Raw genomic sequence first — 9,831 nt, 5'->3', positions numbered from 1 at the left:
GTCGATGATAACTGCGTCTACTCCTGCATAGACCAATGCTTCAGCACGTTCTACGGCATCCGAAGTAACTCCTAATGCGGCAGCCACACGTAATCTACCAAATAGATCTTTGTTTGATATGGATTTCTCTTGCAGGTTAGCGATGTCACGGAAAGTGATAAGTCCTACAAGTTTGTTGTTTTTGTCTACAACAGGAAGTTTTTCAATTTTATGTTTTTGTAATATCTTTTCGGCTTCTTTCATTGAAGTACCTTCCGCTGCTGTAATAAGATTTTCAGAAGTCATTACCTCTACAATGGGGCGATTGCCGTTTTGTTCAAAGCGTAAATCACGATTTGTAACAATACCTTTGAGCGTACCATCCGTATCAACAATCGGGATTCCTCCAATGCTGTTTTCTTTCATACTCCTTTGAGCATCAGATACTTTTGCTTCTAAATTAAGCGTTACAGGGTCGATAATCATTCCGCTTTCCGCTCTTTTCACTTTGCGAATTTGCTTAGCTTGTTCTTCAATCGTCATATTCTTATGAAGTACACCAATGCCACCTTCACGAGCCATTGCAATAGCCATCGCAGCTTCTGTAACTGTATCCATCGCAGCCGAAATGATAGGAACGTTTAGCGTAATATTTTTTGTGAATTTGGTTGAGATAACCACTTCTCGCGGAAGTACTTCGGAATAGTTCGGAATGAGTAGTACATCATCGTAGGTCAATCCTTCTCCTACTATTTTTTCTTGAAAATTCATAAAGCAACTTGAAATTTTGTTGCGTGCAAATGTACTACTTTTTTTTGAAATAAAAAAGAGTTCCCTCACTACTATATGATTTCGTTGACCATACTGGTGTACATTAGACAAGATATTTTCTCCGTCCTAACAGAATTTACTTCATTTTCCACTTCTCTAAATGAGGAATGACGTGATATGCAGTCAAATCAAATTGAATAGGAACTACGGAGATATATCCGTTTGCCAATGCCCATTCGTCCGAATCGTCTCCTCCGTCTTCATTCACGAACTTACCAGTCATCCAATAGTAATTCCGTCCTTGTGGATTTGTTCGTTTGTCAAATTCTTCAATCCAACGAGCTTGGGCTTGTCTACATATTTTGATACCTTTGATGGCTTCCTTTTTCAATTTAGGAATATTTACATTTAGGACTACTCCTTTTGGTAATCCATTTTTTAATACATTGATTGCTATTTGCTTAACAAAATCGCGAGCTTCCTCAAAGTTTGCGTCCCAACTGAAATCAAGTAATGAAAAACCTATGGCAGGAATCCCTTCAATACCCGCTTCAACTGCAGCACTCATCGTTCCTGAATAAATTACATTTATGGATGAATTTGAGCCATGGTTGATACCACTAACACATAAGTCAGGTTTACGTTTTAATACTTCGTACTTGGCTATTTTTACACAATCTGCGGGTGTACCACTACATGTGTATTCTTTTTGGACTCCATCATCGATGTGTATTGGTTCGCAGTACAGGGTTGAATTGAGTGTAACGGCGTGTCCCATACCACTTTGTGGAGAATCAGGAGCAACCACCACCACATCTCCGATTTCGTTCATTATTTTTATTAAGCAGCGTATTCCTGGAGCTGTAATTCCGTCATCATTTGTGATTAAAATCAATGGTTTTTTAGTCATAATTATCTGAATGTGTGTTTTAAATCTACCAACTAAATGTTTCTTCAATGTCCCAATTGGCTCGTAGCTCAATTTCTTTTGGATGATGAATAATTTTTTCAGCTTGTTGGCGTTTTAGAAAGTTACCAGTATCCCATTTTTTATTACCATTCTTGTCTTCTATGATACGCAAACGATATTTTTTAGGAGGCACAGCTTCAAAAATATATTGATTTTCAGGTTTTTCAGTGTATAGTTCACGATGAATATCTCCTTTCTCATCTGTAAGTTGAATTAGTATAGGATAATCCACTTCGCCTTTTAGTGTAAGTTTCAATACGGAATACTCGTCCTGTTTTTTGGTTCTTAGTTTCACTTCCAGGGTATCATTTGTTTTTCCAAAAAAATCAATCATCGCATCGGGAAATGCTTTTACTCGGTATGATTCACCGTATTTCGCGTCGAAAACAATCAAATATTCCAATCTATCCTCACTTAATTTTGTTTTGAAGGGAATTCTAATAGAGTCCTTTTCAAATACTTGTACCTTTGTAGTGTCCGTTTTCATTATTGGGATATTTGACTTCCATCCGAAATATTTTCCTTTTGGAAGATCTCCTGAAAATAGATTTGAAATTTGCAAACTATCGGGCTTCATTTTTCGCAAACGTGTGGTGAAAGTGTCTATCTTTTCACCTTTTGTAATTGTAAATCTCAAAGAATCTTGTTTGGGAGAAAACCAAAAATTAAGAGTGTCCTTTTTAGGTTCTTTGGATATAACGTACTTAAAATCATTAGTTTGTTTTGATATAGGTTCGATTTTTACATTATCCGTATCTCCTTCAAATCCGAATATGAATCGATTTTCAGACGCTTGTATTGGACGAGCCGCTTTGTAGTTCCACTTCTCTTTAAAAAGCGTAAGTTCATATGAAATAACAGTATCTCCTTTCACAAAAATAGGTTGCTCAAGAAATGCAATTTTATCTTCTTTTTGATTGAAAAGATAGTTGTTATTCTTATCTTGCATTGCCATCAGCATATATTTTCCTTTTCTTATATGGTTGATTTCGAAAGTGTTAAGACTGTCGTTCGCGTATCCGATATATAAAGGCTTATTTTTATAAACTACGGAATCTTTATAGGACTCATTATATTCATAAAGCATCACCACAATTGATTTATCAGGTTTTGATTTTAAAGCATCTTTTATTTTTCCTGTGACTTTTAATGAATCAATAAATTTTCCTGTTGAGAATACATATTTAAAATCTTTATAAACATTTCCTTCGTTATAATCTTGAATACTATTTCCAAAATTAAAAACATAGGTTGTGTTTGGTTTAAGTGTATCTAAAATACTGATTTCCAAATTTCTTGAAGCGTTCATAGGACTGACTATGGGAAAATTTTCCATAGGAGGAGAAACTATGAGCTGTTTACGCAAATCCTTTATTGTAACAAGCTCATCAAAAACCAGACGTATTTTTTTCTTATCAAATCCAGTTGTTGCAGAGGGTGGCGTTACCTGTAATAAAACTGGAGGTGTTTCATCTTTTGGGCCTCCTGTAGGTGAACCTCGTCTAGCACAACGTAAAAATATTGATAATGAGATGATTAAAACAATGAAATATCCGTATTTTTTTAGCATATTCCTAAAATTATCTTCTTTTGACAAATTACAACCCACAAATGTACTATTTTTTTTTCACTTCGCAACATCAAAAAACGGGGTAAATATTAAGAATTTCGTAGTTTTCCGATAAAAATCATTCATTTTTTGGATTTACTAACTTTATTATTAATTCTTATCATTGATTAAATTGCAAATAGAATTATTAGTTTGACAAAAAAAGAAAATGCAAACCTCCATAGATAGAGATTTGCATTTTAAAAAAAGATCGTTTACCTAAAGTCCTCGTCTTACGCTAACATCGTAACAGGATTTTCGATATAAGTTTTCAATGTTTGTAAAAACTGAGCTCCCGTAGCTCCGTCGATAGTACGGTGGTCACAAGCTAAGGTTACTTTCATTGTGTTACCCACAACAATTTGTCCGTTTTTCACCACAGGTTTTTCCACAATAGCTCCTACTGACAGAATTGCTGAGTTCGGTTGATTGATAATTGAAGTAAACTCTTCAATGCCGAACATACCTAAGTTTGATACCGTGAAGGTACTTCCTTCCATCTCAGCAGGAGTCAATTTTTTATTTCTGGCGCGTCCTGCCAAATCTTTTACCTGTCCGCCTATTTGAGTAAGCGACAGACTATCTGTGAATTTTAATACAGGAACGACTAAACCGTCTTCTACAGCTACGGCAACTCCTATATGTACGTGTTGGTTGTAAACCGTTACATCGCCTTTCCATGATGTGTTTACCTGTGGATGTTTTTTCAATGCCATTGCACACGCTTTCACAACCATATCGTTAAACGATACTTTCGTGTCAGGCAATTTGTTAATTTCTGAGCGTGAGTTTATAGCATTTTCCATATCAATTTCGATAGTCAGGTAGTAATGTGGAGCTGTGAATTTCGATTCGGATAAACGTTTAGCAATTGTTTTACGCATTTGTGAATTTTTCACTTCTTCAACATTTTCCACACCTGCAGGTACGAACGAAGTCACCGATGTAGCAGTTGGTTTTTCTGCATTTTGTGATTGAACAGATGGAGTGAAGTTTTCTACATCTTTCTTTACAATACGTCCGTTTTCGCCTGAACCTTTCACTTGCGAAAGATTTATACCTTTATCCTGTGCAATTTTCTTGGCTAAAGGAGATGCGAATACACGATCGCTATTATTATCAGCAGTTGTAACAACAGGGGTGCTGACCACTGGTTTTTCTTGTTCTTTTTTTACTTCAGATTTTGTAGGTGTTGAAGCTGGTTTGGCAGAGCCTCCTCCTGCAATCACAGCACTTACATCGGTGCCAGCTGGCCCAATGATCGCTAAGAGAGCATCAACAGAAGCTGATTCACCTTCTTTTATACCTATATGCAAAAGCGTTCCTGAATAGAACGATTCAAACTCCATTGTAGCTTTGTCAGTTTCAATTTCAGCTAAAATATCACCTTCCTGTACTTTGTCGCCAACTTTTTTCAACCATGTAGCTACGGTTCCTTCGGTCATGGTATCGCTCAAACGAGGCATTGTAACAATTTCAACTCCTGCAGGAATCGAAGCTAAAGGTTCTGATGTTTCGATTGGTTCTGGTTTGCTTTCTGCTACGGGTTGTGCAGAAGCTACATCTTGAGAAATTAAAGCCGAAATGTCTTCGCCCTCTTTTCCAATAACAGCCAGAAGTGTGTCTACTTTAGCGGTTTCACCTTCTTGTAGTCCTATGTAAAGCAACGTACCTGCATGGAACGATTCAAATTCCATAGTAGCCTTATCAGTTTCGATTTCAGCTAAAATATCACCTTCTTGTACTTTATCGCCAACTTTTTTAAGCCATTTTGCAACAACACCTTCTTCCATAGTGTCGCTCAAACGTGGCATGTTAATGATTTCTGCCATTTTTTTTATAATTTATGAGGTAAAAAAGGATAGTTTTCTTGTTCGTACACCACGTCATATAGAACTTCTTTCTCAGGAAATGGTGATTCATCTGCAAATTTTTCGCATTCAGCCACTAATTTAGCAACACGCTCATTGATAGCCTCAATTTCAGCCTCCGTTGCATAATTATTTTCTTTGATGACGTTTAAGACCTGCGTAATCGGATCCAATTTTTTGTATTCTTCCACTTCATCCTTAGTGCGATATAACTGAGCATCGGACATAGAGTGACCTCTATAGCGGTATGTTCTAATGTCGAGTAGTGTAGGTCCATCGCCTCTTCTGGCTCTTTCTACTGCTTCGTAAACAGCCTCCGCAACCTTCACGGGATCCATTCCGTCAACTGGAGCACATGGCATCTCATAGCCTAATCCAAGTTTCCAGATGTCTGTGTGGTTAGCAGTTCTTTCTACTGATGTTCCCATCGCATATTGGTTGTTTTCAACGATAAATACCACAGGAAGTTTCCAAAGCATTGCTAAATTGAAAGTCTCGTGCAAAGCACCTTGACGTACCGCTCCGTCTCCCATAAAAGTTAAGGTAACGGCATCTCTGTTGAAGTACTTATCGGCGAAAGCTAAACCTGCTCCTAAAGGAATTTGTCCTCCAACGATTCCATGTCCACCGTAGAAACGGTGTTCTTTTGAAAAAATGTGCATTGAGCCACCCAACCCTTGCGAGGTTCCAGTAGCCTTTCCAAAAAGCTCCGCCATAACACGACGTGGATCAACCCCTAAAGCAATTGGTTGGATGTGATTTCTGTACGTGGTAATCATTTTATCTTTCGTTGGGTCAATCACGTGCATACACCCTGCAACAATTGCCTCTTGTCCATTGTATAAATGTAAAAAACCTCTTACTTTTTGTTGGATATAAACAGCGGCAAGTTTGTCCTCAAATTTTCTCCAAAAAAGCATCTCTTCATACCATTTCAGGTACACATCTTTGTCAATTTTTTTCATTTGTTATTTATTAAAATGTGATGTTATTTTTCCAAATGTTTTCTCTCAAAAAGAGATAATAAAATCCCACTAATCGAAAACATTTGCAAAGATGAGAAAAATCTATTTTGTTTCAAAATAAAACATAAAAAAAGTATTGCTGCCTCCATTACTAGATGCATTTTTATGTACCGAAAGGATTAAATAAAAACCTAAAAATCTTTAAATTTAAAAGTTATTACTTATTAGCAAATCTGATTTTTTATATTACATCAATCAATGTAGGTGAATTTTGTGATTGTTAGTGCAAATTTTTGTTATAGATAGGGTTGTTTTTTTATAAAAAGCAGGTTTTTAAGGTAATTTATTTGCTTTAGGTAATTCAATAGGCTGATATGTAGGTATATCTAAGACATATTTTATCCAATTTGTAAAAGCATATTTTTCATATATGACTTGTGGTAAATCAAGATATGGTAATTCTAAAAATGAAGGTATTAGCTCATAATCAGAATCTTTTTCTATAACAAGTATGTTGTTTTTATCAAAGAAATCATACTTCTTTATATGCGAATTATTCGTGATAAGCTTTTTTTTATACTTTATCGATTCAAACACTCGGAATGATAAACCATTATGCACCGTGTTTAGTATATCAACTAAAACAGCTGATTCACGAATCTTTTTATGATTATCTTCTAACGATATTTTTTTATCAGTTATGTTTACAAGTGAGTTCTTATACTTTCTTAAAACACTTTTTTTTGTAGTATATAAAGAAATGTCAGGAATGTAATTTTTTTTGATTTTTGCGACAATTTTTTCAGTCGGCTTCATACGTTCTTTTTTCCAAGTACCAATAAAAAATATTCGTTTTTCATCTTTTGGAACTTCCAAAGATTGTTCTGGAATATCAAAATAGAAATTAGTTGTAGGTAAAAAAGATTCTGCAACGTCCTTAGGATCAAAAATAAAAAATCGATCAAAATATTTTACCACTTTTCTTACATCGGGAAAAACATTTAATCCGTCCCATTGATAAGCAACCATTTTTTTGGATTTGGTTTTCAGATTTTGCAAAAAATGTTCTGGGTAGATATCTGGACGAATCAAAAGCACATAATCGGCTTTTCTATGTAAAGTGTTAATTTTTTCATTTATTTCTTGTTCAATTAAAGCAAAACGGACTCTTTTTTTGTGAGAATTGTCATTAAAAAATGCCTTTCTAAAAGTATTTTTTAATCTATCTTTTAATGAACTGTATTTATAGTTTAGAGAAATAGATACATCTATAACCTCAAAACCTAAAAAAATCAAATTATCGATGATTTTCTGATTGAAAAAATCAGCAGGAGCTCCGAAAATGATGGTTTTGTTTGTCATATTTATCTATTTTTGAATTTGATTTATTTGTTCCTTTTCAAATGGGATTAAAGTAAATAAGAAGAATAACCCGCAGATGGGATACCCTAAAACGTCTTCGGTTAAATTAAAAATTAGAAAGGCTAGAAAGACGTATATTCCGAGTAAATGCTCGTACTTAATCCCTGTGTATATTGCATAAAAATGAAATAATAACAACAAAATTAAGCCAATGATTCCTTGATTTACCATTGCTGACAAAAATATATTATGGAGTTTATTAAATTCATAATTGACGCTTTGTATTACTTCAATTTCATAGTTAGCACCACCCCCTATCCAAAAATGTTGTGGGAAGAATTGTATAGCAGCATTGTTCATAGTATGCCTTATCTCATCGTTAAAATAAGGAGTTTCAGTAAAAATCCAATAACAACCCAATATTCCTAAAATGGTGATTATGGTTGTGTAAATAAAAATTCGTCCTCGGGAATTAATTTTTTTCACTAATTCAACCCAAATGAATAATCCTGTAAAAAAGACAATACCAATCATTGCTACACGTGCTTGTATCATAAAAGAAACACAAGCGAGTAAAACAGCGTATAAGCTAATGTGTTCTATAGAAATGAGTTTTTGTTTTTTTTCTTTGTACAGCCAATAGCCTAAAACTCCTACAATGAAAAGCCCCCAACCGATGATGCTTTGATGGAAGGTCTCGCTCCATCTGAGAATTTCATAGTGATTTGTGGCAGGAGCTAAGTAGCTTTTTGAAAAAGATAAAAAAGAAAAAAGAGGTTTTTGGTGATATTTCACTAAACACACATAAGCTATTACATTTAAAGAAAGTAGACTTAGGAAGGCTGTGAATACAGGATAAATGAATATATAAATCTCTTCTTTTTTCCATCGGTAAAAACAACTTAACAATGGAACAGCTAAAAATAGCACAAAATAATCAATGTGTTTAAATGCTTCAGATGTGTTGGTCGCCCAAAAAATACTTGCAAAGACAAAAAGAATAAAAATAAGCAACGATTTCATAATAATGTGAAATCCAATGTATTGTCTTTTGTGGAGTCCATATACTAACATTAATGAGAAAAGAACAATGCTCAAACCTAAGACCATTTTGTGTTTGTAAGGGTAAATCATTACAATAGTCGAAGCAAACAGCAAGAAAAAAACTCTTATTTTATCAATATTTTTAAATAAAACCTTTCTTTTGAGCCAAATATCTGCAAAAGTAACAAGCACAATACCTACTAAAGCTATTTTAAAAAAAATATTTAACGTCTTTTCTGATGCATATAAATTAAATTCTGAAGGAATAAAATAATAAATAAAAGCTCCTAACAGCAGAAAAACATTTGTGTAAAGAGCAAAGTTGTTTGATGTTACTTTACTCGTTATTTTTTTGATATTCATATACTTTTGCTAAGCATGAAAATTTATATTGTGATTTCAGTACGGCAAATATAAATCCTCTTTTTCCGTCTAAAAATCCTTTTTTAATAAAATAAAATTTAATAAACCAAAATAAGGGAGAACATATTAGTAAAAACCAAGTTATTTTTTTATCTTTTTTGCGTACTATCTCGGCTGTACTATATGTGTTGTTTTTTTGTAAAATGGTCGTTATCGAATCATTTGCTAAATGTTCTGAAGCTAAATTAGTTTGGTTTCTTGGTACTTTTATAATTTTTCCTTGTACCTTTACGGTTGAATGAACTTCAGGTGGCCAAAAAGCACCTTCTTTGCGAAAGAAGCGTAACTTATAGTCAGGATAAGCCGATCTTATCCACTTGTTTATGAAATAATTTTTAAACGGAATATAAACCCCTCCTAAATCTGGCATTTCAATGATATTGTATAAATATTCCTTTAATTTAGGAGGAACAGTTTCATCAGCATCAATTACCAAAATCCATTCGTTTTTAGCTTGACCAATAGCAAAATTCCGAGCAGGTTCAGCATAACCTGTGTTTTGGTGATAAACAATTTTACAATTATATTTTGTTGCGATATCGATAGTTTTGTCCGTACTATACATATCACAAACTACAATTTCATCAAAATCTTTTACAGTTTCAAGAACTGCTTGTAAGTGTTTTTCAGCATTGTATGTGTTAATAACTACTGATATTTTCATTCAGCTTTTAGTTTTATAAATTGGATTTGTGTAATCTTTTTAAAAAGTAAAAAGTTCCGTGAAATATTTTGTATTTGAATTTAAAAATATCGAGTTTCAGGAACTTTTAGCAAAATTACATCAAAAAAACTTTATGATAGCTTTTGTAATTCGACATTGAGGGTTAATCACAT

General features: G+C 33.9%; 8 protein-coding genes. All 8 read right to left on the bottom strand.

The features are described 5' to 3' along the window. The coding region (gene guaB / locus CCAND38_RS07940) for an IMP dehydrogenase (protein WP_042344720.1) at positions 1-750 on the bottom strand (750 nt) is incomplete at its 3' end. A 136-nt stretch (positions 751-886) separates the two neighbouring features. Then, on the bottom strand, positions 887-1,660 hold the full coding sequence (gene surE, locus CCAND38_RS07935) for a 5'/3'-nucleotidase SurE (RefSeq protein WP_042010427.1): 774 nt from the start codon (positions 1,658-1,660) through the stop codon (positions 887-889). A 25-nt stretch (positions 1,661-1,685) separates the two neighbouring features. Beyond that, the gene (locus CCAND38_RS07930; protein ID WP_042344718.1) at positions 1,686-3,290 is read right to left on the bottom strand and encodes an Ig-like domain-containing domain; all 1,605 of its coding nucleotides are present in this window, start codon (positions 3,288-3,290) and stop codon (positions 1,686-1,688) included. 272 nt (positions 3,291-3,562) lie between these two features. Further along, a complete protein-coding gene (locus CCAND38_RS07925) occupies positions 3,563-5,161 on the bottom strand; it encodes a pyruvate dehydrogenase complex dihydrolipoamide acetyltransferase (RefSeq protein WP_042010432.1) in 1,599 nt (532 codons plus the stop codon). A 5-nt stretch (positions 5,162-5,166) separates the two neighbouring features. After that, positions 5,167-6,165 (bottom strand): pyruvate dehydrogenase (acetyl-transferring) E1 component subunit alpha, encoded by a 999-nt coding sequence (gene pdhA / locus CCAND38_RS07920; protein WP_042010435.1) that lies wholly within the window; start codon positions 6,163-6,165, stop codon positions 5,167-5,169. Between the two features lie 333 nt (positions 6,166-6,498). Further along, complete coding sequence (locus CCAND38_RS07915) at positions 6,499-7,527, bottom strand: WaaS/CpsH family glycosyltransferase (RefSeq protein WP_042344717.1); 1,029 nt, start codon at positions 7,525-7,527, stop codon at positions 6,499-6,501. A 6-nt stretch (positions 7,528-7,533) separates the two neighbouring features. After that, the gene (locus CCAND38_RS07910) at positions 7,534-8,934 is read right to left on the bottom strand and encodes an O-antigen ligase family protein (protein ID WP_052458199.1); all 1,401 of its coding nucleotides are present in this window, start codon (positions 8,932-8,934) and stop codon (positions 7,534-7,536) included. Then, a complete protein-coding gene (locus CCAND38_RS07905; RefSeq protein WP_042344716.1) occupies positions 8,909-9,658 on the bottom strand; it encodes a glycosyltransferase family 2 protein in 750 nt (249 codons plus the stop codon). The genes CCAND38_RS07910 and CCAND38_RS07905 overlap by 26 nt, the downstream gene beginning before the upstream one ends. Positions 9,659-9,831 lie beyond the last annotated feature (173 nt).

This window comes from Capnocytophaga canis, assembly GCF_000827555.1.
Classification (GTDB): Bacteria; Bacteroidota; Bacteroidia; order Flavobacteriales; family Flavobacteriaceae; genus Capnocytophaga; species Capnocytophaga canis.
The sequence above is the reverse complement of the archived record's forward strand: the minus strand, read 5'-3'. Positions and strand labels throughout refer to the sequence as shown.

Excerpts from the sequence above, each read along its gene's own strand:
- surE (WP_042010427.1), bottom strand. The coding sequence starts at position 1,660 with ATGACTAAAAAACCATTGATTTTAATCACAAATGATGACGGAATTACA.
- CCAND38_RS07930 (WP_042344718.1), bottom strand. The coding sequence starts at position 3,290 with ATGCTAAAAAAATACGGATATTTCATTGTTTTAATCATCTCATTATCA.
- CCAND38_RS07925 (WP_042010432.1), bottom strand. The coding sequence starts at position 5,161 with ATGGCAGAAATCATTAACATGCCACGTTTGAGCGACACTATGGAAGAA.
- pdhA (WP_042010435.1), bottom strand. The coding sequence starts at position 6,165 with ATGAAAAAAATTGACAAAGATGTGTACCTGAAATGGTATGAAGAGATG.
- CCAND38_RS07915 (WP_042344717.1), bottom strand. The coding sequence starts at position 7,527 with ATGACAAACAAAACCATCATTTTCGGAGCTCCTGCTGATTTTTTCAAT.
- CCAND38_RS07910 (WP_052458199.1), bottom strand. The coding sequence starts at position 8,934 with ATGAATATCAAAAAAATAACGAGTAAAGTAACATCAAACAACTTTGCT.
- CCAND38_RS07905 (WP_042344716.1), bottom strand. The coding sequence starts at position 9,658 with ATGAAAATATCAGTAGTTATTAACACATACAATGCTGAAAAACACTTA.